Origin of the sequence: Streptomyces sp. RG80 (assembly GCF_040446465.1) — a bacterium.
In the GTDB taxonomy this organism is placed as follows: Bacteria; Actinomycetota; Actinomycetes; order Streptomycetales; family Streptomycetaceae; genus Streptomyces.
In genome coordinates this window covers 237,048-261,823 of record NZ_JBEAAJ010000002.1, presented here as the reverse complement: position 1 = coordinate 261,823, position 24,776 = coordinate 237,048, and the positions used below count along the sequence as shown (strand labels likewise).

29 protein-coding genes are annotated in these 24,776 nt (G+C 71.0%); 20 read left to right on the top strand and 9 right to left on the bottom strand.

What is annotated here, in order from left to right:
- Nucleotides 1-2: 2 nt before the first annotated feature.
- From ABKA17_RS07175 to ABKA17_RS07130, 10 genes are read left to right on the top strand one after another with little or no spacing between them, the layout of a single operon-like run.
- A complete protein-coding gene (locus ABKA17_RS07175; RefSeq protein WP_353691028.1) occupies nt 3-689 on the top strand; it encodes an ABC transporter ATP-binding protein in 687 nt (228 codons plus the stop codon).
- A complete protein-coding gene (locus ABKA17_RS07170; RefSeq protein ID WP_353691027.1) occupies nt 686-1,393 on the top strand; it encodes an ABC transporter ATP-binding protein in 708 nt (235 codons plus the stop codon). Before ABKA17_RS07175 ends, ABKA17_RS07170 begins: the two co-directional genes overlap by 4 nt.
- Nucleotides 1,390-1,785 carry a hypothetical protein gene (locus tag ABKA17_RS07165; RefSeq protein ID WP_353691026.1) on the top strand — a complete coding sequence of 132 codons (396 nt, stop codon included), beginning with the start codon at nt 1,390-1,392 and terminating at the stop codon, nt 1,783-1,785. Before ABKA17_RS07170 ends, ABKA17_RS07165 begins: the two co-directional genes overlap by 4 nt.
- The gene (locus ABKA17_RS07160; RefSeq protein WP_353691025.1) at nt 1,751-2,068 is read left to right on the top strand and encodes a hypothetical protein; all 318 of its coding nucleotides are present in this window, start codon (nt 1,751-1,753) and stop codon (nt 2,066-2,068) included. The genes ABKA17_RS07165 and ABKA17_RS07160 overlap by 35 nt, the downstream gene beginning before the upstream one ends.
- Before the next feature lie 11 nt (nt 2,069-2,079).
- Nucleotides 2,080-3,378 (top strand): amidohydrolase family protein, encoded by a 1,299-nt coding sequence (locus tag ABKA17_RS07155; protein ID WP_353691024.1) that lies wholly within the window; start codon nt 2,080-2,082, stop codon nt 3,376-3,378.
- The gene (locus tag ABKA17_RS07150) at nt 3,375-4,133 is read left to right on the top strand and encodes an SDR family NAD(P)-dependent oxidoreductase (protein ID WP_353691023.1); all 759 of its coding nucleotides are present in this window, start codon (nt 3,375-3,377) and stop codon (nt 4,131-4,133) included. The genes ABKA17_RS07155 and ABKA17_RS07150 overlap by 4 nt, the downstream gene beginning before the upstream one ends.
- Nucleotides 4,133-5,311, top strand: coding sequence for a CaiB/BaiF CoA transferase family protein (locus tag ABKA17_RS07145; RefSeq protein WP_353691022.1), 1,179 nt, complete (start codon nt 4,133-4,135; stop codon nt 5,309-5,311). Before ABKA17_RS07150 ends, ABKA17_RS07145 begins: the two co-directional genes overlap by 1 nt.
- On the top strand, nt 5,308-6,108 hold the full coding sequence (locus tag ABKA17_RS07140; protein WP_353691021.1) for an enoyl-CoA hydratase/isomerase family protein: 801 nt from the start codon (nt 5,308-5,310) through the stop codon (nt 6,106-6,108). Before ABKA17_RS07145 ends, ABKA17_RS07140 begins: the two co-directional genes overlap by 4 nt.
- Entirely contained in the window at nt 6,093-7,226 is a 1,134-nt protein-coding gene (locus ABKA17_RS07135; protein ID WP_353691020.1) for a thiolase family protein, read from the top strand. The genes ABKA17_RS07140 and ABKA17_RS07135 overlap by 16 nt, the downstream gene beginning before the upstream one ends.
- Before the next feature lie 16 nt (nt 7,227-7,242).
- Nucleotides 7,243-8,391: an acyl-CoA dehydrogenase family protein gene (locus ABKA17_RS07130; RefSeq protein ID WP_353691019.1), complete on the top strand. Its 1,149-nt coding sequence runs from the start codon at nt 7,243-7,245 to the stop codon at nt 8,389-8,391.
- Nucleotides 8,392-8,683: 292 nt separating this feature from the next.
- Here ABKA17_RS07130 and ABKA17_RS07125 read toward each other — a convergent pair whose 3' ends face one another.
- Nucleotides 8,684-9,706 carry a phosphotransferase family protein gene (locus ABKA17_RS07125; protein WP_353691018.1) on the bottom strand — a complete coding sequence of 341 codons (1,023 nt, stop codon included), beginning with the start codon at nt 9,704-9,706 and terminating at the stop codon, nt 8,684-8,686.
- Nucleotides 9,706-10,992 (bottom strand): acyl-CoA dehydrogenase family protein, encoded by a 1,287-nt coding sequence (locus ABKA17_RS07120; protein ID WP_353691017.1) that lies wholly within the window; start codon nt 10,990-10,992, stop codon nt 9,706-9,708. The genes ABKA17_RS07125 and ABKA17_RS07120 overlap by 1 nt, the downstream gene beginning before the upstream one ends.
- A gap of 37 nt (nt 10,993-11,029) precedes the next feature.
- On the opposite strand from ABKA17_RS07120, the gene ABKA17_RS07115 reads away from it, so the two are divergent.
- The 3 genes from ABKA17_RS07115 to ABKA17_RS07105 are packed head-to-tail and all read left to right on the top strand — an operon-like array spanning nt 11,030 to nt 12,953.
- Nucleotides 11,030-11,683, top strand: coding sequence for a TetR/AcrR family transcriptional regulator (locus ABKA17_RS07115; protein WP_353691016.1), 654 nt, complete (start codon nt 11,030-11,032; stop codon nt 11,681-11,683).
- Nucleotides 11,680-12,108, top strand: coding sequence for a VOC family protein (locus ABKA17_RS07110; protein WP_353691015.1), 429 nt, complete (start codon nt 11,680-11,682; stop codon nt 12,106-12,108). Before ABKA17_RS07115 ends, ABKA17_RS07110 begins: the two co-directional genes overlap by 4 nt.
- Before the next feature lie 20 nt (nt 12,109-12,128).
- A complete protein-coding gene (locus tag ABKA17_RS07105) occupies nt 12,129-12,953 on the top strand; it encodes an SDR family oxidoreductase (RefSeq protein ID WP_353691014.1) in 825 nt (274 codons plus the stop codon).
- Here ABKA17_RS07105 and ABKA17_RS07100 read toward each other — a convergent pair.
- Genes ABKA17_RS07100 through ABKA17_RS07090 form a run of 3 tightly spaced genes read right to left on the bottom strand, consistent with a single transcriptional unit; the run spans nt 12,937 to nt 14,738 of the window.
- Nucleotides 12,937-13,242: a DUF1330 domain-containing protein gene (locus tag ABKA17_RS07100; protein WP_353691013.1), complete on the bottom strand. Its 306-nt coding sequence runs from the start codon at nt 13,240-13,242 to the stop codon at nt 12,937-12,939. The two genes, ABKA17_RS07105 and ABKA17_RS07100, sit on opposite strands and share 17 nt — an antisense overlap.
- 30 nt (nt 13,243-13,272) lie before the next feature.
- Entirely contained in the window at nt 13,273-13,461 is a 189-nt protein-coding gene (locus ABKA17_RS07095; protein ID WP_353691012.1) for a ferredoxin, read from the bottom strand.
- Nucleotides 13,458-14,738, bottom strand: coding sequence for a cytochrome P450 (locus ABKA17_RS07090; protein WP_353691011.1), 1,281 nt, complete (start codon nt 14,736-14,738; stop codon nt 13,458-13,460). Before ABKA17_RS07090 ends, ABKA17_RS07095 begins: the two co-directional genes overlap by 4 nt.
- A 126-nt stretch (nt 14,739-14,864) precedes the next feature.
- On the opposite strand from ABKA17_RS07090, the gene ABKA17_RS07085 reads away from it, so the two are divergent.
- The 6 genes from ABKA17_RS07085 (at nt 14,865) to ABKA17_RS07060 (ending at nt 19,511) form a co-directional block, all read left to right on the top strand.
- Nucleotides 14,865-15,236 carry a carboxymuconolactone decarboxylase family protein gene (locus ABKA17_RS07085; RefSeq protein ID WP_353691010.1) on the top strand — a complete coding sequence of 124 codons (372 nt, stop codon included), beginning with the start codon at nt 14,865-14,867 and terminating at the stop codon, nt 15,234-15,236.
- Nucleotides 15,233-16,084 (top strand): NAD(P)-dependent oxidoreductase, encoded by an 852-nt coding sequence (locus tag ABKA17_RS07080; protein WP_353691009.1) that lies wholly within the window; start codon nt 15,233-15,235, stop codon nt 16,082-16,084. The genes ABKA17_RS07085 and ABKA17_RS07080 overlap by 4 nt, the downstream gene beginning before the upstream one ends.
- A gap of 87 nt (nt 16,085-16,171) precedes the next feature.
- Nucleotides 16,172-17,443 (top strand): aromatic ring-hydroxylating oxygenase subunit alpha, encoded by a 1,272-nt coding sequence (locus ABKA17_RS07075; protein ID WP_353691008.1) that lies wholly within the window; start codon nt 16,172-16,174, stop codon nt 17,441-17,443.
- Nucleotides 17,444-17,455: 12 nt separating this feature from the next.
- On the top strand, nt 17,456-17,809 hold the full coding sequence (locus ABKA17_RS07070) for a hypothetical protein (protein WP_353691007.1): 354 nt from the start codon (nt 17,456-17,458) through the stop codon (nt 17,807-17,809).
- Nucleotides 17,809-19,068: a metal-dependent hydrolase family protein gene (locus tag ABKA17_RS07065; protein WP_353691006.1), complete on the top strand. Its 1,260-nt coding sequence runs from the start codon at nt 17,809-17,811 to the stop codon at nt 19,066-19,068. The genes ABKA17_RS07070 and ABKA17_RS07065 overlap by 1 nt, the downstream gene beginning before the upstream one ends.
- 35 nt (nt 19,069-19,103) lie before the next feature.
- On the top strand, nt 19,104-19,511 hold the full coding sequence (locus ABKA17_RS07060; protein WP_353691005.1) for an Imm7 family immunity protein: 408 nt from the start codon (nt 19,104-19,106) through the stop codon (nt 19,509-19,511).
- Here the strand turns inward: ABKA17_RS07060 and ABKA17_RS07055 are convergent.
- Nucleotides 19,495-20,259, bottom strand: a complete 765-nt coding sequence (locus ABKA17_RS07055) for an SDR family NAD(P)-dependent oxidoreductase (protein ID WP_353691004.1) — start codon at nt 20,257-20,259, stop codon at nt 19,495-19,497. The two genes, ABKA17_RS07060 and ABKA17_RS07055, sit on opposite strands and share 17 nt — an antisense overlap.
- Nucleotides 20,256-21,731 (bottom strand): class I adenylate-forming enzyme family protein, encoded by a 1,476-nt coding sequence (locus tag ABKA17_RS07050; RefSeq protein ID WP_353691003.1) that lies wholly within the window; start codon nt 21,729-21,731, stop codon nt 20,256-20,258. Before ABKA17_RS07050 ends, ABKA17_RS07055 begins: the two co-directional genes overlap by 4 nt.
- A gap of 73 nt (nt 21,732-21,804) precedes the next feature.
- Here ABKA17_RS07050 and ABKA17_RS07045 point away from each other — a divergent pair, with 73 nt between their 5' ends.
- The gene (locus ABKA17_RS07045) at nt 21,805-22,971 is read left to right on the top strand and encodes an acyl-CoA dehydrogenase family protein (protein ID WP_353691002.1); all 1,167 of its coding nucleotides are present in this window, start codon (nt 21,805-21,807) and stop codon (nt 22,969-22,971) included.
- Between the two features lie 33 nt (nt 22,972-23,004).
- Here ABKA17_RS07045 and ABKA17_RS07040 read toward each other — a convergent pair whose 3' ends face one another.
- Both ABKA17_RS07040 and ABKA17_RS07035 read right to left on the bottom strand, forming a co-directional pair.
- Nucleotides 23,005-23,967 carry an electron transfer flavoprotein subunit alpha/FixB family protein gene (locus ABKA17_RS07040; RefSeq protein WP_353691001.1) on the bottom strand — a complete coding sequence of 321 codons (963 nt, stop codon included), beginning with the start codon at nt 23,965-23,967 and terminating at the stop codon, nt 23,005-23,007.
- Between the two features lie 21 nt (nt 23,968-23,988).
- Nucleotides 23,989-24,774, bottom strand: coding sequence for an electron transfer flavoprotein subunit beta/FixA family protein (locus ABKA17_RS07035; RefSeq protein ID WP_353691000.1), 786 nt, complete (start codon nt 24,772-24,774; stop codon nt 23,989-23,991).
- Nucleotides 24,775-24,776 lie beyond the last annotated feature (2 nt).

The window sequence follows — 24,776 nt, the reverse complement described above, 5'->3', positions numbered from 1 at the left end:
CGGTGACCGTCGCCTTCGGCGGCAACCGGGCCCTGGACGGGGTCGGGCTGCACGCCGAACGCGGCCGGGTCACCGGCCTCATCGGCCCCAACGGGGCGGGCAAGAGCACCCTGTTCGACGTCGTGTCCGGGCTGCGCAGACCCGCCACCGGCAAGGTCGTCCTCGACGGCCGGGACGTCACCCGCCTCGGCCCCGCCCGCCGCGCCCGGCACGGACTGGCCCGCACCTTCCAGCGCCTGGAGCTCTTCGGCCGGCTCAGCGTGCGGGACAACCTCCTCGTCGCCGCGGAACTCGGCCCCGAACACAACAGGGCCGAGCGGGTCGCCGACGGCATCCTCGAACGCCTCGGCCTCACCGGCATCGCCGACGCGAGCGCCGACACCCTGCCCACCGGAGCGGCCCGCCTGGTCGAGGTCGGCCGCGCCCTCGCCGTACGCCCGCACCTGCTGCTCCTCGACGAACCCGCCGCCGGACAGGACGGCGAGGAGACCGAGCGGTTCGCGGCGCTGCTGCGCTCGCTCGCCGACGACGGGACGGCCGTCGTCCTCGTCGAGCACGACATGGGACTGGTGATGAGCGTGTGCGACGAGGTCCACGTCCTCGACCTCGGCAAGGTCATCGCCGTGGGACCGCCCGAGGTGATCCGCACCGACGAGACCGTGCTGGCGGCCTACCTGGGGGACGCGTGAACGACCTGCTCGAACTGCGCGCGATACGCGCCGCCCACGACGGACTCACCGTCCTGCACGGCGTGGACCTGACCGTCGCCGCCGGCCAGGTCGTCGCACTGCTCGGACCCAACGGGGCCGGAAAGACCACCACGTTGAGGGTGGCCGCAGGGCTCCACCCGGTCCTCTCCGGTCAACTCCTCGTCGGCGGACGGGAGGTGACCGGCGCCGACCCCCGCGACCTCGCCCGCGCGGGCATCTGCCTCATCCCCGAGGGCCGCGGAGTCTTCCCCAACCTCTCGGTGCGCGACAACCTCCTGATGATGACCTTCACCGGCCGCACCCGTGAGGAGATCGAGCAGACAGCCTTCGCACGCTTCCCCGTGCTCGCGCGACGCGCCGGACAGACGGCCGGCACCCTCTCCGGCGGCGAACAGCAGATGCTCGCCCTCGCCCGCGGCCTGGCCACCGACCCCGCCGTGCTGCTCCTCGACGAACTGTCCATGGGACTCGCCCCGTTGGTCGTCTCCCGCCTCTACGAGCAGGTCGCCGAGATCGCCCGGCAGGGCGTGGCCGTCCTGGTAGTCGAGCAGTTCGCGGCGGCCGTCCTCGGCATCGCCGACCACGCCGCCGTCATGGTCCGCGGCCGGGTCCGACGGCAGGGCAGCCCCGACGACGGCCTGCGCGACGAACTGTCCGCCCTCTACCTGGGGAGTTCCGCATGACACCCACCGAGCCACGTACCGACTCCCGAGCGGACCGCTTCGTCCGAGAACTGTCCGAGCTCAGAGTCCCCGACCCGGCCGCCGCCCGCACCGCCCTGTGGCTCCGCGTCGGCGGCTCGCTGATGGTCGTAGGGCTGGTGCTCGCGCTGTCGGCGTACTTCGTCACCCACAACACCCAGAACCCGCTCGACCAGCGCGACGGCCTCGCCCTCGGCCTCGGCGGCATCGCCACGACGGTCGTCGGCGCGGCACTGTTCCTGCGCTACTCGCTCACCGGCTTCCTGCGGTTCTGGATGGCCCGCCAGTCCCACGACCTGGCCGTACTCGCCGACCGTCTCTGCGAAGGGGACCTGAACCATGACCTCACCAGCACCGATGCTGCGCCCCGGTGACCAGCTGGCGGACGCGCGGGGCAGCACGAGGGTGGTCGTCGTCCGCGCCCCCGCCGACCGGCGCCCGCAGCTCACCTGCGGCGGCGCCCCGATGATCCCCGTGACCGGCGCACCCCCCGCACCCGCCACGAGCGCCGAGCCGGACACCCTCCTCGGCAAGCGCTACGTCGACGCCGACGGCACCCTCGAGCTGCTGTGCACCAGCGCCGGTGCGGGCGAACTCGCCTGCGACGGGGCCCCCATGACCGTCAAGGCCGCCAAGCCCCTGCCCGCCTCCGACTGAAAGGCACGCGCATGCTCAAGGACGACATGATCCTCATCAGCGTCGACGACCACATCATCGAGCCGCCCGACATGTTCGTGAACCACCTCCCGGAGCGGTACCGAAAAGACGCCCCGCAACTCGTGCACCGCGACGACGGCACCGACGTCTGGCAGTTCAGGGGCGTCACCATCACCAACTCCGCGCTCAACGCGGTCGCCGGGCGCCCCAAGGAGGAGTACGGCGTCGAACCGCAGGGCCTCGACGAGATCCGCCCCGGCTGCTACGACGTCCACGAGCGCGTGAAGGACATGAACGCGGGCGGCGTCCTCGCCCAGATGAACTTCCCCTCCTTCCCCGGCTTCTCGGCCCGGCTCTTCGCCACCGAGGACACGGACTTCTCCCTCGCGCTGGTCCGCGCCTACAACGACTGGCACATCGACGAGTGGTGCGGCGCCTACCCCGGCCGCTTCATCCCCATGGCGCTACCCGCGATCTGGGACGCCGAACTGTGCGCGGCCGAGGTCCGCAGGGTCGCCGCGAAGGGCTGCCACTCGCTGACCTTCACCGAGAACCCGGCCGTGCTCGGCTATCCGAGCTTCCACGACGAGTACTGGAACCCGCTGTGGCGGGCCCTGTCCGACACGAACACCGTGATGTCCGTGCACATCGGGTCCTCGGGCCGGCTCGCGATACCGGCCGCCGACTCCCCGCCCGACGTCATGATCACCCTCCAGCCGATGAACATCGTCTCGGCCGCCGCCGACCTGGTGTGGTCGCGCCCCGTCAAGGACTTCCCCGACCTGAAGATCGCCCTGTCGGAGGGCGGCACGGGCTGGATCCCGTACTTCCTGGAGCGCCTGGACCGCACCTACGAGATGCACTCCACGTGGACCCTCCAGGACTTCGGCGGCAAGCTGCCGAGCGAGGTCTTCCGCGAGCACTTCCTGACCTGCTTCATCACCGACAAGCTCGGTGTCCGGCTGCGGCACGAGATCGGCATCGACAACATCTGCTGGGAGGGCGACTACCCGCACAGCGACTCCCTGTGGCCGGACGCGCCGGAACAGCTCCACGACGTACTTCAGTCCTGTGACGTCCCGGACTCCGACGCCGCGAAGATCACCTACGAGAACGCGATGCGCTGGTACTCCTTCGACCCCTTCGCCCACCTCCCGCGCGAGCAGGCCACGGTCGGCGCGCTCCGCAAGGCCGCCGAGGGCCACGACGTCAGCGTGCGCTCGCGCAGCCACCAACTGGTCGAGCCCGCCGAGAAGTTGGCGTCCTTCCGGTCGAAGGCCCGGGCGGCGGCCGCGGCGGCCGCCAAGTGAGCGGACTGTTCGACCTCACGGGCCGCTCGGCGCTGGTGACGGGCGCGGCAGGCGGTATCGGAGCGGCGGTCGCGCACGCCCTCGCGGAGGCGGGCGCGGCCGTCCTGGTCACCGACGTGGACGGTACGGGGGCCGCCGCCGTCGCCGGGAAGATCACGGCGGCAGGGGGTACGGCGGACAGCGCCGCGCTGGACGTACGGGACCGGGACGCGGCCGACGCGGCGGTGTCCAGGGCGGCGGAGATGGCCGCCGGGAGCCTGCACATCCTGGTCAACAACGCCGGCGTCACCGCCCCCGCCATGTTCGCGGACCTCGACGAGGAGAGCTTCCGCCGGATCCTCGACATCCACGTCCTGGGCACCTTCACCTGCTCCCAGGCCGCCCTGCCCTACCTGCCCGTGGACGGCACCGGACGCATCGTCAACGTCACCTCCTCGGCGGGCCTGACCGGCACCCTCGGCCAGGTGAACTACTCCGCCGCCAAGGCCGCGATCATCGGCATGACCAAGTCCCTGGCGCGGGAGTTGGCCCGTCGGCAGATCAAGGTCAACGCCCTGGCACCGCTGGCCGCGACCCCGATGACCGAGACCATCCGCACGAACGAGAAGTTCGCCGCGACCATGCTGGCCCGCATCCCGCTCGGCCGCTGGGCCGAGCCCGCCGAGGTCGCCGGCGCCTTCGTGTTCCTGGCCTCCGACGCGGCCTCCTTCGTCACCGGGCAGGTGCTGCCGGTGGACGGGGGCCTGGTGATCTGATGCCGGACTCGCGAACGCGGGGGCCGCTGGCGGGCGTCACGGTGGTCGCCCTGGAACAGGCCGTCTCCGCGCCACTGTGCACCCGGGTGCTGTGCGATCTCGGCGCCCGGGTCATCAAGGTGGAGAACCCGGACGGAGGCGACTCCGCCCGCCACATCGACCAGGTGGTGAACGGCCAGGCGGCGCACTTCGTCTGGGCCAACCGCGGCAAGGAGTCGATCGCGCTGGACCTCAAGTCCGAGGCGGGGATGACCGTCCTGCACCGTCTCCTGGACCGCGCCGACGTGCTCGTCTCCAACCTCACGCCCGGCACCACCGCCAAACTCGGCCTCGCCCCCGACGACCTGGCCACCAGCCACCCCGAGCTGATCGCGGTGGAGATCGACGGCTACGGCCGGGGCGGCCCGCTCTCCCACAAACGCGCCTACGACCTCCTCGTCCAGGCCGAGTCGGGGGTCTGCGCGATCACCGGCCACCCCGGAGCCCCGGCCAAACCGGGCCCGCCCATCGCGGACGCCGGCACCGGGCTCTACACGGCGCTGACCGTCGTGGCGCTGCTGTACGCCGGAGAGCGCCGAGGGGACCGCGGCGGTGCCGCCGCCGTGAGCCTGTTCGACACCATGACCGAGCTCATGGGCTATCCGCTCACCTACACCCGCCACTCGGGTGTGGAGCAGCAACCGATCGGACTCGGCTCGCCCGCGGTCGCCCCGTACGGCGCCTACCGGACCGCGGACGCCCAGACCGTCGTCCTCGGCACGACCAACGACCGTGAATGGCAGCGGCTCGCCCGTGACCTCCTGCACCGGCCCGACCTGGCGGACGACGACCGCCTGCGCACCAACCCCGGCCGGGTGGAACACCGCGCGCTGCTCGACGCGGCGATCGGCGCCTGGTGCGCCCGGCACGAACTGGCGTACGTCCAGCACCGCGCGGACGAGGCGGGCATCGGCAACTCCCGCTACAACACGCCCCGCGAAGTCCTCACCCATCCGCACCTGGCGGCCCGTGACCGCTGGCGCACGATCGACACCCCGGGCGGCCCGGTGCCCGCGCTCCTGCCGCCCCCGGTCATCGCCGGCTACGAGCCCCCGATGGGTGCTGTTCCCGGCCTGGGCGAGCACACCGAACGGATCCTCGCCGAACTCGGTGCGACCGAAGGGGAGACCGTCGAGTGACCGTACTGCTGTCGACCGACACCGGAGGCGTACGGACCCTCACCCTGAACCGGCCGCACCGCAAGAACGCGATCGACCCCGAACTCTGGGGCGCCCTGCGGCACGCGCTCGTCCGAGCGACCGAGGACCGGGTACGGGCTCTGGTGCTCACCGGAGCCGGCGGAGCCTTCTGCTCGGGCGCCGACCTCAAGTCCGTGGACACCAGGCATCCCCTCGACAAACTCCGCGCCCTCAACGAAGTCGCCGCCCTGCTGCACGAGTTGCCGGTCCCGACGATCGCCAAGGTCGACGGCGTGGCGGTCGGGGCGGGCTGGAACCTGGCCCTCGGCTGCGACCTGGTCGTGGCCACTCCGCAGGCCCGCTTCGCGCAGATCTTCACGCGCCGAGGGCTCTCCCCGGACTGCGGCGGCACCTGGCTGCTGCCGAAACTCGTGGGACTGCAACAGGCGAAACGACTGGCCCTGCTGGCCGACATGATCGACGCGGAGGAGGCACGATCGCTGAACCTCGTCACCTGGGTGGTGCCGCCCGACCGGATCGACGAGTTCGTGACCGGCCTCGCCGACCGGCTGGCCGCCGGCCCGCCCGTGGCCCTCGCCCAGACCAAGGCCCTCCTCAACGAGGGGGCCGACCGCACCCTGCGCGAGGCGCTCGCCGGGGAGGCCCGCGCGCAGGCGGCCAACTTCGCCACGACCGACGTACCGGAGGCGTACGCGGCGTTCGCGGAGAACCGCGAGCCGCGCTTCACCGGCCGCTGGTACCGACCTTCGGAGGACCCGTCATGCGCGAAGCAGTGATCGTCGAGGCCGTCCGCACCCCGGTCGGCAAACGGGGCGGAGGCCTGTCCGACACGCACGCCGCCGACCTGTCCGCCATGGTCCTCGAAGCGCTGGTGGCGCGCACCGGCATCGATCCGGTGGTCGTGGACGACGTCGTCTGGGGCTGTGTGTCGCAGGTGGGCGACCAGTCGAGCAACATCGGCCGTTACGCGGTCCTCGCGGCCGGCTGGCCCGAGTCGATCCCCGGCACGACGGTCAACCGGGCGTGCGGTTCGAGCCAGCAGGCGCTCGACTTCGCCGCGCAGTCGGTCATCTCCGGCCAGCAGGACGTGGTGGTCGCGGGCGGGGTCGAGGTGATGAGCCGGGTGCCGCTCGGCTCGGCACGGGCGACGGGAATGCCGTACGGGCCCAAGGTGCTCGCCCGCTACCGGGACTTCTCCTTCAACCAGGGCATCTCCGCCGAGAAGATCGCGGAGAAGTGGGGCCTGTCGCGTACCCGGCTGGACGAGTACGCGGTGCAGTCGCACGAACGGGCCGCGGCCGCACTGGACTCGGGCGCCTTCGACACACAGATCGTTCCCGTGGAATCGACCGCTGCGGACGAGGGCGTACGACGGGGCAGTACCGTCTCGAAGCTGGCCGCGCTGAAGCCCGCCTTCCGCGACGACGGGGTGATCCACGCGGGCAACTCCTCCCAGATCTCCGACGGAGCGGCGGCCCTGCTGGTGACGACACCGGAGAAGGCGCGGCAACTGGGTCTTACCCCGCTGGTGCGCTACCGCGCGGGCGCCGTCGTGGGCGCCGACCCGGTCCTGATGCTCACCGGCCCGATCCCCGCGACGGAGAAGGTGCTCCGCAGAGCCGGTGTCGGCCTCGCCGAGGTCGGTGTCTTCGAGGTGAACGAGGCCTTCGCGCCGGTCCCGCTCGCCTGGCTGGCCGAGACGGGCGCCGACCCCGCCCTGGTCAACCCGCTCGGCGGCGCCATCGCGCTCGGCCATCCGCTCGGCGCGTCCGGCGCGGTTCTGATGACCCGCATGATCCACCACATGCGCGCCCAGGGCCTGCGCTACGGCCTTCAGACCATGTGCGAGGGCGGCGGCACGGCCAACGCCACGCTCGTGGAACTCGTTTCCTGACCGGGAGGGTCCCCTCGTGCGCCGAGATGTCTTCACCGCCGACCACGACGAATTCCGCAAGCTGGCAAGGGACTTCGTGGCCAAGGAGGTGGTCCCCAACTACCCGGCGTGGGAGAAGGCGGGCCGCCTGCCGCGCTCCCTGTTCGAACGCCTGGGTGCGCTGGGCATGCTGGGCGTGGCGATCCCCGAGGAGTACGGCGGGGCGGGCCTGGACGACTACCGCTACAACGTGGTGCTCCAGGAAGAGGCCGCGCGGGCGCTGGTCACCCTGGGCACCGTCCGCACCCAACTCGACGTCGTGCTCCCGTACTTCCTCACGTACGCCGACGAGGAGCAGCGCCGCCGCTGGTTCCCCGGCCTCGCGGCGGGGCGGCTGCTGACGGCCGTCGCGATGACGGAACCCGGCACGGGCTCGGACCTCGCCGGCATCCGCACGACGGCGGTCCGCGACGGCGACGCGTACGTGGTGAACGGCGCCAAGACGTTCATCACCGGAGGCCTGCTCGCCGACCTGGTGATCGTGGTGGCCCGCACCGCCACCGACCCCGACGACCGCCGGGCCGGACTGACGCTGCTGGTGGTCGAGGACGGCATGCCCGGCTTCACCCGCGGCCGGGTCCTCGACAAGATGGGCATCAAGGTCCAGGACACCGTCGAGCTGGCCTTCCACGACGTCCGCGTCCCGGTGGCCAACCGGCTCGGGGAGGAGGGCGCGGCCTTCGGCTACCTCGGCCACAACCTCCCGCAGGAACGGATGACGGTCGCGGTCGGCTCGGTCGCCCAGGCCCGGGCGGCGCTGGACGTGACAGCGGACTACGTCCGGGAGCGCCAGGTCTTCGGCAGACCGGTCGCCTCCTTCCAGAACACCAAGTTCGAACTCGCCGCCGTCTCCACCGAGATCGAGGCCGCCCAGGCCATGCTGGACCGCGCGGTCCTCGAACTCGTCGCCGGCGAACTCTCCGGCGCGGACGCGGCAAGGGTCAAGCTCTTCTGCACGGAGATGCAGGCCCGGGCGGTCGACCGCTGCCTCCAACTCTTCGGCGGCTACGGCTACATGGCGGAACACCCGATCTCCCGCCTGTACGCCGACGCCCGCATCACCCGCATCTACGCCGGCACCAGCGAGGTGATGAAGGTGATCATCGCCAAGTCACTCGGACTGTGAGGGGCATCAGCTGTTGAGCAACTGTCGTAAGAGGCACGGTCGATGAGATCGGCCAGGCCGAGCGCCGGGGGAGCGATGACGAGCGCGGCGAGAAGAACAAGCCACCAGCCAGGAAGAAGTCAGCTGTGACCGGGGTGAGGAAGCCCACGACTCCCAGGAGGACCGCCCGGTCGTCCGGGTCGACCACGAAGAATCCTCCAGGTACAGCACGGCGGGTCGGTTACGCGGTCACCGTGAGCGACGCCGGCCCGGTCTTCACCTCCCCCAAACGCTTCCCGCCGGGACTGAAACGTCACGCCCCGTAGCGCGTCGTCTCCGCCAGTTCCGCCGCGCTCTTCATGAGGTCCAGCACCATCGGGCCGAACGCCTGCAACTTCTCGTTGTCGCCCGCCCGTTGGAAGCCCTGTTCCAGGACCACGCCCAGCTTCCACTGGGCGAGGACGTCGTAGTAGTCCATGTCGTCGACCTGGCGGCCGGACACCTCGGAGTAGTGCTGGATCAGGGCGTCGCGGGAGGGCATGCCGGTGAGGTCGACGTACAGGGCTGTGGCGGCCTCGGGGGCGTTCGTGTCGTCGGGCCAGCCGCGGAGCATCCAGGCGAGGTCGAGTTTGGGGTCGCCGACCGTGCCCATCTCCCAGTCGACGATGGCGGCGAGGCGGGCGGGGGCGCCGTGGCGGTACATGACGTTGGCGAACTGGTAGTCGCCGTGCATCAACCCGGGGACGTAGTCGAGGGGCCGGTGGGCGCGCAGCCAGGTCGCCGCGGCCTCGAAGCCGGGCAGTTCGCGTCCCTTCACCCGCTCCAAGTAGCGCGTCCAGCGGTCGACTTGGCGTTCGTGGAAACCGTCGGGGCGGCCGAGGTCGGCCAGGCCCTTCGTCCGCCAGTCCACCCGTGACAGGAGCGCCACGCCCTCGGTCATCGCGTACGCCAGCCCCGCCCGCGCCGCGAGGTCGGTGTCGAAGGGGTCCGGCCAGCCCTGTCGTGTGTTCATCGGCGACCAGCCGTCGACGAACTCCATGAGATAGAAGGTGCGCCCCAGCACCGACGGGTCCGTACAGACCGCGATCGCCTCGGTGTGCGGGACGTCCGTGCCGTTCAGCGCCTCGATGATCCGCCACTCGCGGAGGATGCCCTCGTCCCGGGCGGCCGGCGCGGCGGTCGGGGGAATGCGCAGGGCGCAGTGGAGTTCACCGCGGCGGACCTCGTAGATCTCGTTCTGGGCGCCGCCGGAGACGTAGGCGTGCTCGATCGGCTCGCCCTTGCCGGGCAGCCCGGACTCGTCCAGCCAGGTCGCGAGGCGCTCGATGTCGAGCATCAGGCCTCCAGGAACTCGGCGTACTTGGCGCGGGCCGCCTCGACGCGCCGGGGCAGGTAGGCGCTCGGCCACAGGTCGTCGCTCGGCCTGTGGTCGCGCAGGACCTGCCGGGCCACCGTCACTTTGTGGACCTCGGTCGGTCCGTCGGCGATGCCGAGGACGCTCGCGCCCAGCAGCATCCGGAACAGCGGCATGTCGCCGCTGACGCCGAGCGCGCCGTGGACCTGGATCGCACGGTGTGCGATGTCGTGCAGGACGCCCGGCAGCAGGACCTTGACCATGGCGATGTCCTTGCGGACCTTGCGGTAGTCGTTGTACTTGTCGATCTTCCAGGCGGTGTGCAGCACGGCAAGGCGGAACTGCTGGAGCTGCGCCCAGGAGTCGGCTATGTGCCCCTGCACGAACTGCTTGTCGGCGAGCCGCTCACCCTGCGTCCGCCGGCTCAGCGCCCGCTCGCACATCATGTCGAAAGCCTTGCCCGCCAGCCCGATCGTCCGCATCGCGTGATGGATCCGGCCGCCGCCGAGCCGCGTCTGGGCGATCACGAAGGCCTGGCCCTCCCCGCCGAGGAGCGCGTCCGCCGGAACCCGTACGCCCTCGTAGCGCACGAGCGCGTGCGAGCCCCGGTCCTGCGGCTCACCCGCGAGAGCGACGTTCCGCTCGATGACGATCCCGGGGGTGTCGGCCGGGACGAGGAACATCGACATGCTCTTGTACGGGTCGCCCTCGGGGTCCGTCACCGCCATGACGATGAGGAACGCGGCTGTCCTGGCGTTGGACGAGAAGTACTTCCAGCCGTCGATGACCCACTCGTCGCCGTCCCGTACCGCCCGCGTGGTGAACTCCTTGGGGTCGGCGCCGGCCTGGGGCTCGGTCATCGAGTAGCAGGAGAAGATCTCCCCCTCCAGCAGCGGCCGCAGATACCGATCCTTCTGCGCCTCGGTGCCGTAGTGTGCGAGGATCTCGGCGTTGCCGGTGTCCGGGGCCTGGCAGCCGAAGACGATCGGGGCCCAGGAGGCGCGGCCCAGGATCTCGTTGAGCAGACAGAGCTTGACCTGTCCGTGGCCCTCGCCGCCCAGGTCGGGGCCGAGGTGGGTGGCCCAGAGTCCGTGGGCGCGCACCTCCTTCTTCAGCGGGTCGAGGACCCGGCGGAGGTTTGGGTCGGGCGGGGTGAACTGCAGGCCGTCCCACAGGAGATCAAGGGGCTCGACCTCCTCCCGCACAAAGCGGTCGGCCCAGTCGAGCTGTGCCTGAAATTCGGGTTCGGTTTCGAAGTCCCACGACATTGTGTCTCCTTCCGGCGGCTGCCAGAATAGCGTTCTCATGAGCGAGAACACAATTCCCCAGTCACGGAACGACGTTGCCGAGCGCATCGCGCAGCGTGCCCTGGCGGATCGGGGGGCCCACTACACGACCGAGGTGCGCGCCCTCCTCGACGCGGCCCTGGAGGTGATGCGGGACCGCGGCACCACCTCACGGCCGCGCGTGGCGGACATCGTGGCGGCGGCCGGACTGTCGAACGAGGCCTTCTACCGGCACTTCCGCTCCAAGGACGCCCTGGTCGCCGCGCTCATGGAGGACGGCGCCCAGCGCCTGTGCGGCTACCTCGCCCACCGGATGGCCAGGGAACCCACCCCGCGGGGCAAGGTCCGCCGCTGGGTGGAAGGTGTCCTCTCCCAGGCCATGGACGAGGACACCGCGGCGACGACCCTCGCCGTGATGTGGAACGCGGGCACGGTGGCCGAGGGCTTCCTCGCCGGCCCGCCGACCGCCGCCGGCCTGCTGGCGACGCTGCTCCGGGAGCCGTACGCCGAACTCGGCAGCACCGACCCGGACCTGGACGCGTCCCTGGCCGCCCACGCGACCGTGGGCCGGCTCGCGGACCACCTGTGGCGACGGGAGCGGCCCACGGCGGCCGACGTCGACCACATCACACGATTTCTGCTCCGCAGTGTCGATCAGGAGGTGGGCCGATGAAGGCCGCAGATCAGTTCCACGTCGGGATGATCGTCGACGACCTCGCCGCGGCGGCGGCCGAGCTGTCGGCCCTCTTCGGCCACGAGTGGTGCGCCGAGACGGGCGCGGAGGTGACGGTGAGCCTGCCGGCCGGGGACACCGTGCTCGACCTCAGGAACGTGTACTCGACGACCACACCCCGTCTGGAGCTCGTGCGGAGCATCCCGGGCACGCTGTGGGAGCCGGGCTCGGGCGTCCACCACCTGGGCTACTGGTCCGACGACGTGACCGCCGACTCCGCGCAACTCACCCGGTACGGCTACACGACCGAGGCCGTGGGCAGACGGCCCGACGGCACCCCGTACTGGGCCTTCCACCGCAGCGGCACCGGACCGCTCGTCGAGCTCGTCAGCCGTGAACTCCAGCCGGTGCTGGAGCGGTTCTGAACGAGCGAAGGGGTGGCGTCATGACGACGGTGGGGATCGTGACCGGGGCAGGCCGTGGCATGGGCCTGGAGTGCGCGCGCCGGCTCACCGGCACGGTCGACCGGCTGCTGCTTGTCGACCTGGACGACAAGACGGTGACCGAGGCGGCCGACGCGCTCTCGGGACAGGGCGCGGCCGTCGAGCCGTACGCCCTCGACATCACCGACCGTGAGGGGCTCGCGCGGCTCGCGGACCACGCCCGCGGACTCGGCACCCTCCGCGCCGTCGCCCACGCCGCCGGCATCTCACCGACCATGGCCGACTGGCGCCGCATCCTCACCGTGGACCTGGTCGGTACGGCCCTGCTGGCCGAGGCGCTGCGCCCGCTCGCCACCACCGGGACGGCGACCGTGTGCTTCGCCTCGATGGCGGCGCACATCGGCATCCCCGAGCCGGACCCGGCGGCGGACGCGGCACTCGCGGACCCGCTCGCCGCGGACTTCCCGGACCGTCTGCGCGGCGCCCTCGGTCCCGCCGTCGAGGATCCGGGCGTCGCCTACTCCTGGGCCAAGCGCGGCGTCCACCGCCTGGTCCGGCGGGAGGCCGTGCGCGTCGGACCCGTCGGTGCCCGCGTCTGCTCGGTGTCGCCCGGCATCGTCGCCACCCCGCAAGGCCTGCGGGAGGCGGAGCACCATCCGTCGATGAAGGCGCTCGTGGCGGGATCGGCGCTTGGCCGCGAGGGGCGACCCGAGGAACTCGCCTCCGTCGTCGCCTTCCTGCTCTCCGACGGGGCGTCGTTCCTGACCGGCGTGGACGTGCTCGTGGACGGCGGGGTGTGCGCCGCCCTGGCTACGCGCCAGGCATGACGAAGCCGGTCACGAGCACGGCGTGGGACTCGGCCGCCGCCTGCCGCAGCGGCTTCGCCCGCTGGTAGGCGGGTGACTCGTACCAGGCGCGGGCCGCTTCCACCGACTCGAATTCGAGTACGACGGTCTGGTCGCCGTGCCACTCGCCCTCGAGGACCTGGGGTGAGGGGTCGGCGGCCAGCACGGCGGCCCCGCTCTCGGCCAGCGAGGGCCCGGCGGCGCGGCCGTACGCGGCCATGCCGGCCGGGTCCTCGATGGCCTCGGTCACGATGACGTACGCCTTCGGCATGGCTCTCCTCGAAGCTCGAAGTCGGTGCGGTCAGCTGACGGTGATGGCGCGTTCGGGACACATCCCGGCGGCGGAGCGCACGACGTCCTCGAACTCGGCGGGGACGTCCGGGGTCTCGACCACGGCATAGCCGTCGTCGCCGATGTCGAACACCTCGGGGCAGAGCGAGCAGCACACTCCGTGCCCTCGGCAGCGGTCGTCGTCCACGGTGACCTTCATCGGGCCTCGCTCCACTCCAGGCCGAGGTGGGTGAGCCCGCGCAGGATGAAGGTCGGGACGTACTGGTAGCGGCGGGCGTCGGCCGGGCCGTGCGCGCGCTCGGAGATGCGGATGTCCGAGGTGCGGTCCAGCAGTCGTTCGATGGTCACCCGGGCCTCGGCGCGGGCCAGCGGGGCGCCCGGGCAGGCGTGGACACCGCGGCCGAACGCCATGTGCCGGCGCACGTTCGCCCTGGTGACGTCGAAGGCGGCCGGGTTCTCGAACTGGCGCGGATCGCGGTTCGCGGCGCCGTTGAGCACCATCACCGTGGTGCCCGCCGGGATCGCTACCCCGCCGACCGTCGTGGGTGTCTTCGACAGTCGGAAGTCGCCCTTGACCGGGCTCTCGACGCGCAGGGTCTCCTCGACGAAGTTCGGGATGCGGTCGCGTTCGGCACGCAACAGCCGTTGCAGCTCGGGCTGTTCGGCGATCAGCCGCAGCGCCGCGCTGAGCAGGCGGACGGTGGTCTCCTGGCCCGCCGCGAAGAGGTTGGCGGCGACCCGGACCACGTCGGCGACCTCGGGCGTGGATCCGTCCGGGAAGGTCGCGGTGGCCAGCCCGGTCAGCACGTCCGCGCGCGGTTCGCGGCGCCGCTCCTCCACATACGTGGTGAAGCGGCCGTACAGATAGTGCAGCGGGGAGAGGCCCATCGTGTCGTCGCCCGTGCTGCCGATCCCGGCCTCGGTCTGCGGCCGGCGCTGGAGCTTCGCCATGAACTCCTGGCGGTCCTCCTCGGGCACGCCGAGCAGGTCGGCGATGACGAGCAGGGTGAAGGGCCCGGCGAACCCGCCGATGAACTCCCCTTCGCCCGGGGCGAGATAGGTGTCCAGCAGCCCGTCGGCGAGGTGCCACATGGACGCCTCGTTCTCCTTGAGGCGCTTCGGGGTGATCAGCCGCATCAGCAGCGCACGGTGGTCGGTGTGCGTGGGCGGATCCAGGGTGGGCAGCTGGTCGCTCATCGGGAGCTCGTCGCGGTGCCGTTCGACGAGCCCGCTGACGTCGTCGCCCTCCAGCGGGACCGGGAAGCCCGGGAAGGGGCCGGAGACGGAGTTGCACGCGGAGAAGGCGTCGGTGTCGTTGTAGACCTGCAACGCCTCGTCGTACCCGGTCACCATCATCACGTCGTGGTGGCTCTCACGCCGCACGGGACACCGCCCGCGCAGGGCGTCGAAGTACGGGTAGGGGTCCGCGACGACCGCCGCGTCCCGGAAGAAGTCGATCGCCTCGAAGTCGTCCACGTCTGCTCGGCTCTCTGTCGGTCAGGGCCCTGACGCCGAGGGACGGTAGCACAATTCTCCATTTGCTGGAATCGTGACTGCATGTTTCAGAGAGTGCCATTCTCGTACGGTGATCCAGGGAGACCCATGGAAGAGTCCGAGGCGCTGAGCGCCGCCCGCGCCATCCGCCGTGCCGTGCTCGGTGACGCCTACGTCGACGGCGCCACCGCCGACCCGGGCCCCGTGGCCGTCGAGTTCCAGGACTACCTCACCGCGACGGCGTGGGGAGTCTGGACCCGTGGCGGCCTGAGCTCACGGGACCGCAGCCTCCTCGTCCTGGCGATGACCGCCGCCCTCGGCCGGATGGAGGAGTTCCGTATCCATGCGGAGAGCGCGCCCCGCGCCGGTGTGACCGACGCGGAGGTCGACGAGCTGCTGTTCCAGATCGCCGCCTACGCCGGTGTACCGGCGGGGAGTTCGGCGCGCCGGGTCGTCACGGCCGTCAGGAGGGAGCGGTGACCGTCGGTTTCGTGGGCCTGGGCAACATGGGCGGCGTCCTGGCCGCGAACCTCGTGGCCGCGGGGCATGACGTGCTGGCCCACGACGCCCTCGGCCCCCGGCGGGCGCCCGAAGGGTCTGCCTACGCCCCCGACGTGGCCGAAGTCGCCCGCGGAGCCGACGTGTTGGTGCTCAGCCTCCCCGACGGCACCGCCTGCGAACAGGTCGCCCGCGCGGTCCTCGCCGCCGACGACCGACGCGTCCGCCATGTCGTCGACACCTCCACCATCGGCGTCACCGCCGCCCGGACCCTCGCCGAACTGCTGGCCGAGGAGAAGGTCGGCTATGTCGACGCTCCGGTGTCGGGCGGCGTCGCCGGCGCGCGTGCCCGCACCCTCACCGTGATGTACGCGGGTTCGGACGACGACTGCGACCGGGTCGCGAAGGTGCTGGCCGGTCTGAGCGACCGCCGCCACCGGGTCGGCGCCCGCCCCGGCATGGCCCAGGCACTCAAGCTCGCCAACAACTTCCTGTCCGCCACCACCCTCGCCGCCACCAGCGAGGCCATCGCCTTCGGGCTCGCGGCCGGCCTCGACATGGCGACCATGCTGGACGTGCTGAACGGATCGAGCGGCCGCAGCGCCGCCACCGAGGACAAGTTCCCCGGCCACGTCCTCACCGGCCGCTACGCCGCCGGCTTCACCAGCTCCCTGATGAGCAAGGACGTACAGCTCTATCTGCGCGAGGCGGGGGCGGGGGCGGGCGCGGGCCCGATCGGGGACGCGGTCGGGGCGCTGTGGGAGCGGTTCGCGCAGGTCGAACCGGGTGCCGACTTCACGCGGATCTATCCGTACGTGGCGGGTTCTTGACGCTCCGACGCGGGCGAGAATAGCATTCTCATACGGAGAGATTCAGATTATCGTCCCTCCGTACAGCCGACTGGAGGACCAGACCCCATGGCGCACTTCAAGAAGCCCGAAGCGGGCAGCTGGACCGAGCACCTCAAGATCGGCACCGAGCCGGTCAGCTACGAGGACTCCATCTCGCCCGAGCACTACGAACGCGAGCGGGACGCCATCTTCCGGCGGACCTGGCTGAACGTCGGCCGCGTCGAGCAACTCCCCAAGCGGGGCAGCTTCTTCACCAAGGAGCTGGACGCGGCCCGCACCTCGGTCATCGTCGCGCGGGGCACGGACGACGAGATACGCGCCTTCCACAACGTGTGCCGGCACCGCGGCAACAAGCTCGTGTGGAACGACTTCCCGCGCGAGGAGACCAGCGGGGTCTGCCGCCAGTTCACCTGCAAGTACCACGCCTGGCGCTACGACCTGGAGGGCAAGCTCGCCTTCGTCCAGCAGGAGCAGGAGTTCTTCGACCTCGACAAGTCGCGGTACGGGCTGAAGCACGTACAGACGGAGGTCTGGGAGGGGTTCATCTTCGTGAACCTCGACCCCGAGAACAGCACCCCGCTACGGGAGTTCCTCGGCGAGTTCGCGAACGGCATCGAGGGCTACCCGTTCCACAAGATGACCCAGGCCCACAAGTACCGGGCCGAGATCGGCGCCAACTGGAAGCTGTTCATCGACGCCTTCGCCGAGTTCTACCACGCGCCGATCCTGCACGCCGGCCAGTACATGGCCGAAGAGGCCCGCAAGATCCAGAAGTACGGCTACGAGGCACTGCACTACGACATCGACGGCCCGCACAGCATGGTGTCCTCCTGGGGCGGCATCGCCCCGCCGCACGACCGCAAGATGGTCAAGCCCATCGAAGGCGCCCTGCGCAGCGGTCTGTTCGGGCCGTGGGAGTTCCCGGACATCGGCGTGGCGACCGAGGATCTGCCGCCCGCCATCAACCCGACCCGCGACGAGCGCTGGGGCATGGACTCGTTCGTCTTCTTCCCCAACTTCATGCTGCTGATCTGGCGGCCCAACTGGGTGCTCACCTACCACTACTGGCCGACCGCCCACAACACCCACATCTTCGAGGCGACCTGCTACTTCGTCCCTCCGGAGAACGCCTTCCAGCGGCTCCAGCAGGAGCTGGCCGTCGTCTCGTTCAAGGAGTACGGCCTCCAGGACGGCAACACGCTGGAGGCGACGCAGACGATGCTCGAGTCGCGCGCGGTGCAGGAGTTCCCGCTCAACGACCAGGAGGTTCTCCTGCGGCATCTGCACCAGACCGCCCGCCAGTACGTAGACGACCACGAGCAGCGCACCGCGTCCTGAGGAGGCCCACCCATGACCCCCCTTGCTCCCACCACCCCGCCCTGCGTCTTCCCGCCCGAGTTCGCCGCCCTGGAGCCCTTCGCCGACTGGGCGATCCCGACCGAGAAGGCCCGCTACGCCAAGCGGATCGCCTCGACCATGGACGAGCTCGACGCCTTCTACGCCACGGCGTTCCCGCTGCTGAGGGACGGCACCGAGTACCTCCAGAACGTCTCCATGGAGGACATCTCCGAGCCGGACAAGCACCTGCTGTGGCTGTTCTGCGCCCTGGTGACCGTCGCCTTCTCGGTCGAGGCGTGGCGTCAGCCCAAGGTCCCCGACACCGGGGCCGCGAGCATCGACGCCGTAGTCGAGCCGGCCGTCTGATGCCCCGCCCCCGCGCCCCTCAGCCGCCCGTCCGGCTCCGCGCCGCCCGCATGCTCGACATCGACAAGGGCGAACTCGTCGAGCCGGGCGACCTGTTGATCGAGGGCGAGCGCATCACCGCGCTGGCCCCGGCGAAGGTCCCCGAGGACGCCGTGGAGATCGACCTCGGCGATGTGACACTCCTGCCGGGCCTGATGGACATGGAGGTCAACCTCCTGCTCGGCGGCCCGGACCACCGCAGCCCACTGAACCCGGTCCAGGACGACCCGGCCGTACGCACCCTCCGTGCCGTGGCCAACGCCCGCCGGACGCTCCACTCTGGCTTCACGACCGTACGCAACCTGGGCCTGTTCGTGCAGACGGGCGGGCTGCTCCTGGACGTGGCCCTGAAGAAGGCGATCGACCTGGGCTGGATCGAAGGGCCGCGGGTCGTCCCGGCGGGCCACGCCATCACCCCGACCGGCGGCCACCTGGACCCGACGATGTTCCAGGCGTTCGCGCCGCACATCATGCCCCTGACCGTCGAGGAGGGCATCGCCAACGGCGTCGACGAGGTGCGCAAGGCGGTCCGCTACCAGATCAAGCACGGCGCCCGGGTCATCAAGGTCTGCGCGTCCAACGGCGTCATGTCGCACACCGGCCCGGCCGGCGCCCAGCAGTACTCCGACGAGGAACTGCGGGCGATCGTCGACGAGGCACACCGGGCGGGGCTGAAGGTGGCCGCGCACTGCATGGGCGACACGGCGGTCCGGGCCGCGCTGGACGCGGGCATCGACTGCGTCGAGCACGGCTTCCTGGCGAGCGACGAGGTCCTCGACCTGATGGTCGAGCGGGGCACGTTCCTGGTGGCCACCACATACATCGCCGACGGCATGGACGTCTCCAAGGCGGCGCCGGAGCTCCAGGCCAAGGCCGCCGACGTGTTCCCCCGGGCCAAGGCGACGATCGCCCGGGCCATCGAGCGCGGGGTGCGCGTCGCCTGCGGCACAGACGCCCCCGCGGTCCCGCACGGCCGGGGCGCCAAGGAACTGCTGGCCCTCGTCGACCGCGGCATGACCCCGTTGGGCGCGATCCGAGCCGCGACGACCGTGGCGGCGGACCTGATCGACGCGGACGACCGGGGCCGCCTGGAACCGGGGCTCCTGGCGGACGTGATCGCGGTCCCCGGCAACCCGCTGACGGACATCGGCGTCACCGAGGACGTCCGGTTCGTGATGAAGGGCGGCCAGGTGTACCGGCACGACGACACGGGGCACTGAACTCCGCGGCGCGGACGGTCAGTAGGCTGCCCTCCGTGTTCGAATACCACGGCTGGATCAGCGTCCGCGAGACCGCCGAGGTCTCCGAGACCGATGACGACGCGGCCCGGCTCCACGAGATCGTCGACGGACTCGCGGCACGCATCCGGGAGATCGACAGCCCGTACGTGCTCGACCTGAGGTGGATGAACGGAGAGCCGTTCATCCACCTCGGCGGTTTCCGCAACCACCACGACCCGGAGATCCCCGCGTTCTTCGGCGAGGTCGGACGGCGGGCGCCCGGCTCCTACGGTCTGCTGCACGTGTGGGACGACGAGGACCGGGGCCGGGAGAACGAGGTCCGGGTCCTGCGGCTGGTCCGCGGGCAGGTGTCCGAGGACACGGAGACACGGCTGTCGCCCTGTATCCCCGTGCTGGAGGATCCCTTCACACCTTCCGCGTGATCCCGCCGTCCACCCGCACGATCGCCCCCGTGGTGAAGCTCGACGCCGCGCTCGCGAAGTGCAGGGCCAGCGGTGCCACGTCGTCCGGCTGCCCCAGCCGTCCCAGCGGCACGAAGGAGGCGTCGAAGTCCTCGGCCGACCAGGCCTGGTGAGCATCCGTCAGGACCGGGCCCGGGAGGATCGCGTTCACCCGGACCTTGGGGGCGTAGGCCTCCGCAAGGCCGACGGTCAGTGCGTTGAGACCCGCCTTCGCGCAGGCGTACGGGAGTTCGTGGACGCTCGCGAGCAACGAGCCCGCGGTGCCTATGTTGATGATCGAGCCATCGCCGTGGTCCGTCATGTGCTTCGCGGCGAGTACGGCCAGGCGGAACGGCCCCTTGAGGTTCACGGCGAGCGTCTTGTCGTAGAGCTCCTCGCTGACCGTGTCGAGGCTCTCGTACATGGGGGACATCCCCGCGTTGTTGACCAGCACGTCGAGCCGGCCGAACCGGTTGAGTGTCTCGGAGACCAGCCGCTCGCAGTCGGCCCAGCGGCCGACATGGCAGGCGATTCCCACGGCCCGCCGCCCGGTCGACTGCCGGATCTCCCGGGCCGCGGTCTCGCACGCCTCGATCTTCCGTGAGGCCACCACCACATCGGCACCGGCCTCCGCCAGCGTCTGCGCGATGGACCGGCCGATCCCGCGCGAACCGCCGGTGACCACCGCCACCTTGCCCGTCAGATCATGCAGCTCAGCAAAGGAAGTCACCCGCGTCGGCCTCTCCGTGTGGTGTCGAGCAGTTGTCGGCGCAGCAGCTTCCCGGTGGGTGTGTAAGGGAGTTCGGCGAGGAAGTCGACCGTGTCGGGCGTCCTGGAACCCCGCAGTCGTGTGCGCACCCAGGAGCGCAGCGCCTCCGCGTCCACGCCCGCCCCCTCGTGCACGACGACGAACGCGGCGATCCGCTCGCCCCACTCCTCGTCGGGCACCCCCACGACGGCCGCTTCGCGCACGGCGCTGTGCTGCAGCAGGACGTCCTCCACCTCGGCGGGGGCGATGTTCTCCCCGCCCCGGATGATCGTGTCGTCGGCCCGCCCCGCGATGAACAGATAGCCGTCGTCGTCGAAGTGGGCGAGATCGCGGGTGTGGAACCAGCCGTCCGCGTCCAGCAGGGCTTCGGCGCCTTGGTACTCCCCGGACACCTGCGGCCCGCGCACCCACAACTCACCGACGGCGCCCGGCGATCCGGCGCCCCTGATCCGCGCCTCCACCCCCGGGACCATACGCCCGGCCGAACCCAGCCGGGCCCGCATCGCGGGGTCGCCCGACGAGAGCGCCGCCCGATGGTCCTCCGGGCCGAGCAGCGCGATCGTGGAGCTGGTCTCGGTGAGGCCGTACGCGTTGGTGAACCCGGTGTCGGGAAAGGCACGCAGGGCCGCCTCCAGAACCGGGGGCGGCATCCGCGCCCCGCCGTACGCAAGCGACCGCAGCGAGGGGACCTCGGCCGGGCGGCCGTCCAGATGCTCCACGATTCGGGCCAGCATGGTCGGCACGACCATCGCGGACGTGATCCGCTCGGACCGCACCAGCTCCAGCCACGCCCCGGGCTCGAAGGCCCCCAGATGCACCATCCGGCGCCCGGCGTACAGACTGCTGAGCACCGACCCGACCCCCGCCACGTGATACGGCGGCACGCTGGTGAGCACCGCGTCCTCGGGCCCCGCCGAGGCGAACTCGACGGTCTGCAGAACATAACTGGCAAGGTGTCGATGCCTCAGCACGGCCACCTTGGGCGCTGCCGTCGTCCCGCTGGTGAACAGCAGCACCGCCGGATCGTCGGGCGAGCCCTCCAGACCGGTCGCCGGTTCGACGGACATCGCCTCCTTCATGAGGGCCTCAGGAGTCCGTACGTCCTCGAAGGCACCGGCGAACGCCTCGTCGGCGACCACCAACGGCCTCTCGGCATGACCGAGCAGATCGGTCAAAGCACCCGCCGACAAGCGGTAGTTGACCGGCATCAGCGGTACACCCGCCAGTGCCGCGCCGAACAGCAGCACCGGAAAGGCCGGTCCGTTGAGCCCGGCGAACACCAACTCCCGTGCACCGGTGGCATGGACGACGGCCGCGACACCCGCGGCCGTCCGCCGCAGCTGCGCACAGGTCGTCCCGGAGCCACGGTGGCCGATGGCCACCCGGCCGGGATCACCGGCCACGGCCATGTCGAGCAGCGTCGCGATGTTCAAGGCGGTCTTCCTCTCTCGGCAGATGCAAACGCTATTCTACGTACAGGGAAACCTCATTCTCCAGGGAGTCGCCGTGGATTTCGAGTTGACCGAACAGCAGGAGGACATCCGGGCCGGCGTCCGCGAACTGGCCGCCGCCTTCGGTCCCGAGTACTGGGCGGACCGCGACGAACGCGCCGAGTTCCCCTGGGCCTTCTACGACGCCTTCGCCAAGGCCGGCTGGCTGGGCATCGCCGTCCCCGAGGAGTACGGCGGGGGAGGACTCGGCGTCCTGGAGGCCTCGCTGCTGCTGGAAGAGGTCGCCGCCTCGGGGGCCGGCATGAACGGGTGCAGCACCATGCACCTCACCATCTTCGGCCTCAACGTCCTGGCCAGACACGGCAGCGAGGAACTGCGCCGCGAGGTGCTGCCGCTCGCGGCCACCGGCGACCTGCACGTCTGCTTCGGCGTCACCGAACCCGACGCCGGCACCGACACCACCAGCATCACGACGTTCGCCCGCCGCGACGGCGACCACTACGTCATCGACGGCCGCAAGATCTGGATCACCAAGGCGGGCGACTCCCAGAAGATGGTCCTCCTCGCCCGCACCACCCCCCGCGAGGAGGTCGACAAGCCGACCAAGGGCATCTCCGTCTTCCTCGTCGACGTCGACCGCACGGCCATGGACATCCGGCCGATCCCCAAGATGGGCCGCAACGCCGTGGCCTCCAACGAGATCTTCATCGACGGACTCCGGGTGCCGGCGAGCGCGCGCATCGGCGAGGAGGGCGAGGGCTTCCGCTATCTGCTCGACGGGCTCAATCCGGAGCGCATCCTGCTCGCCCACGAGGCCCTGGGCCTGGGCCGGGCCGCTCTCGACGCGGCGACCCGCTACGCCCGCGACCGCGTCGTCTTCGGCCGCCCCATCGGCCGGAACCAGGGCATCGCCTTCCCGCTCGCCGAGGCCCTCACCCGGCTCGACGCGGCCCGCCTCATGGCCCGAAACGCGGCCTGGCGCTACGACCGCGGACTGGACTGCGGGCGCGAGGCCAACATGGCCAAGTTCCTGTGCGCCGACGCCGGTTTCCAGGCCGCCGACCGGGCCGTGCAGACCCTGGGCGGCATGGGGTACGCCCGTGAGTACCACGTCGAGCGGTACTTCCGTGAGTCCCGGCTGCTGCGGCTCGCCCCGGTCAGCCAGGAGATGGTGCTCAACTACGTGTCCCAGCATGTGCTGGGGCTGCCCAGGTCGTACTGAGTACGGTCCCGGACAGCCCTCGGCACAACTGCCTCAGCCCTTGCGGGTGTTGATCTCCTCGGTGAGGGCGGGGACGACGTCGAAGAGGTCGCCGACCACGCCGTAGTCGACGAGGTCGAAGATCGGGGCCTCGGCGTCCTTGTTGATCGCCACGATCGTCTTGGAGGTCTGCATGCCGGCGCGGTGCTGGATGGCGCCGGAGATGCCGGAGGCGATGTAGAGCTGCGGGGACACGCTCTTGCCGGTCTGGCCGACCTGGTTGGTGTGCGGGTACCAGCCGGCGTCGACGGCGGCGCGGGAGGCGCCGACGGCCGCGCCGAGGGAGTCGGCGAGGGACTCGATGAGCGCGAAGTTCTCCGCGCCGTTGACGCCGCGGCCGCCGGAGACGACGATCGCGGCCTCGGTGAGCTCGGGGCGGCCGGTCGACTCGCGCGGGGTGCGGGCGGTGACCTTGGTGCCGGTGGCCAATGCGCCGAAGGACACCGTGAGGGCCTCGACCGCGCCGGCGGCGGGGGCGGCCTCGACGGCGGCGGAGTTGGGCTTGACGGTGATGACCGGGGTGCCCTTGATGACGCGGGTCTTGGTGGAGAAGGAGGCGGCGAACACCGACTGGGTGGCCACCGGGCCCTCGTCGCCGGCCTCGAGGTCGACGGCGTCGGTGATGATGCCCGAGCCGATGCGCAGTGCGAGACGGGCGGCGATCTCCTTGCCCTCCGCGGAGGACGGCACGAGTACCGCGGCCGGGGAGACCTCGGCAACCGCGGCCTGGAGGGCGTCGACCTTCGGCACGACCAGGTAGTCGGCGTACTCGGACGCGTCATGCGTAAGCACACGTACCGCACCGTGCTCGGCCAGCGCGGCCGCCGTGTCGGCGGCACCGGCACCCAGTGCCACAGCCACCGGCTCACCTATCCGACGAGCCAGCGTCAGCAGCTCCAGGGTGGGCTTGCGGACGGCACCGTCCACGTGGTCGACGTAGACCAGAACTTCAGCCATGGATCAGCAACTCCTAAGAACTCAGATGAACTTCTGGCCTGCGAGGTACTCGGCGAGCTGCTTGCCGCCCTCGCCCTCGTCCTTGACGATCGTGCCGGCGGTACGCGCCGGACGCGCAGCCGCGGAGTCGACCTTGGTGTAGGCGCCGTCCAGACCCACTTCCTCGGCCTCGATGGCGAGGTCGGACAGGTCCCAGGAGGCCACCGGCTTCTTCTTGGCCGCCATGATGCCCTTGAAGGACGGGTAACGCGCCTCGCCCGACTGGTCGGTGACCGACACGACCGCCGGCAGGGAGGCCTCCAGCTGCTCGCTCGCGGCGTCGCCGTCCCGGCGGCCCTTGACCGTGCCGTCCTCGACCGAGACCTCGGACAGCAGCGTCACCTGCGGCACACCCAGCCGCTCGGCGACCAGGGCCGGAACCACTCCCATGGTGCCGTCGGTGGAGGCCATGCCGGAGATGACCAGGTCGTAGCCGGCCTTCTCGATCGCCTTGGCCAGCACCAGCGAGGTCCCGATCGCGTCGGTGCCGTGCAGGTCGTCGTCCTCGACGTGGATCGCCTTGTCGGCACCCATGGACAGCGCCTTGCGCAGCGCGTCCTTGGCGTCCTCGGGGCCCACCGTCAGCACGGTGATCTCGGCGTCGTCGGCCTCGTCGGCGATCTGCAAGGCCTGCTCGACCGCGTACTCGTCCAGCTCGGAGAGCAGACCGTCCACGTCGTCCCGGTCGACGGTCAGGTCATCGGCGAAGTGCCGGTCGCCGGTGGCGTCCGGCACGTACTTCACGGTCACAACAATCCTGAGACTCACGT

Coding starts and splice junctions, on each gene's coding strand:
- ABKA17_RS07160 (WP_353691025.1), top strand. CDS start 1,751: ATGACCTCACCAGCACCGATGCTGCGCCCCGGTGACCAGCTGGCGGAC.
- ABKA17_RS07120 (WP_353691017.1), bottom strand. CDS start 10,992: ATGTCGTGGGACTTCGAAACCGAACCCGAATTTCAGGCACAGCTCGAC.
- ABKA17_RS07085 (WP_353691010.1), top strand. CDS start 14,865: ATGGAAGAGTCCGAGGCGCTGAGCGCCGCCCGCGCCATCCGCCGTGCC.
- ABKA17_RS07105 (WP_353691014.1), top strand. CDS start 12,129: ATGACGACGGTGGGGATCGTGACCGGGGCAGGCCGTGGCATGGGCCTG.
- ABKA17_RS07110 (WP_353691015.1), top strand. CDS start 11,680: ATGAAGGCCGCAGATCAGTTCCACGTCGGGATGATCGTCGACGACCTC.
- ABKA17_RS07145 (WP_353691022.1), top strand. CDS start 4,133: ATGCCGGACTCGCGAACGCGGGGGCCGCTGGCGGGCGTCACGGTGGTC.
- ABKA17_RS07155 (WP_353691024.1), top strand. CDS start 2,080: ATGCTCAAGGACGACATGATCCTCATCAGCGTCGACGACCACATCATC.
- ABKA17_RS07065 (WP_353691006.1), top strand. CDS start 17,809: ATGCCCCGCCCCCGCGCCCCTCAGCCGCCCGTCCGGCTCCGCGCCGCC.
- ABKA17_RS07095 (WP_353691012.1), bottom strand. CDS start 13,461: ATGAAGGTCACCGTGGACGACGACCGCTGCCGAGGGCACGGAGTGTGC.
- ABKA17_RS07070 (WP_353691007.1), top strand. CDS start 17,456: ATGACCCCCCTTGCTCCCACCACCCCGCCCTGCGTCTTCCCGCCCGAG.
- ABKA17_RS07040 (WP_353691001.1), bottom strand. CDS start 23,967: ATGGCTGAAGTTCTGGTCTACGTCGACCACGTGGACGGTGCCGTCCGC.
- ABKA17_RS07075 (WP_353691008.1), top strand. CDS start 16,172: ATGGCGCACTTCAAGAAGCCCGAAGCGGGCAGCTGGACCGAGCACCTC.
- ABKA17_RS07165 (WP_353691026.1), top strand. CDS start 1,390: ATGACACCCACCGAGCCACGTACCGACTCCCGAGCGGACCGCTTCGTC.
- ABKA17_RS07135 (WP_353691020.1), top strand. CDS start 6,093: ATGCGCGAAGCAGTGATCGTCGAGGCCGTCCGCACCCCGGTCGGCAAA.
- ABKA17_RS07115 (WP_353691016.1), top strand. CDS start 11,030: ATGAGCGAGAACACAATTCCCCAGTCACGGAACGACGTTGCCGAGCGC.
- ABKA17_RS07125 (WP_353691018.1), bottom strand. CDS start 9,706: ATGCTCGACATCGAGCGCCTCGCGACCTGGCTGGACGAGTCCGGGCTG.
- ABKA17_RS07100 (WP_353691013.1), bottom strand. CDS start 13,242: ATGCCGAAGGCGTACGTCATCGTGACCGAGGCCATCGAGGACCCGGCC.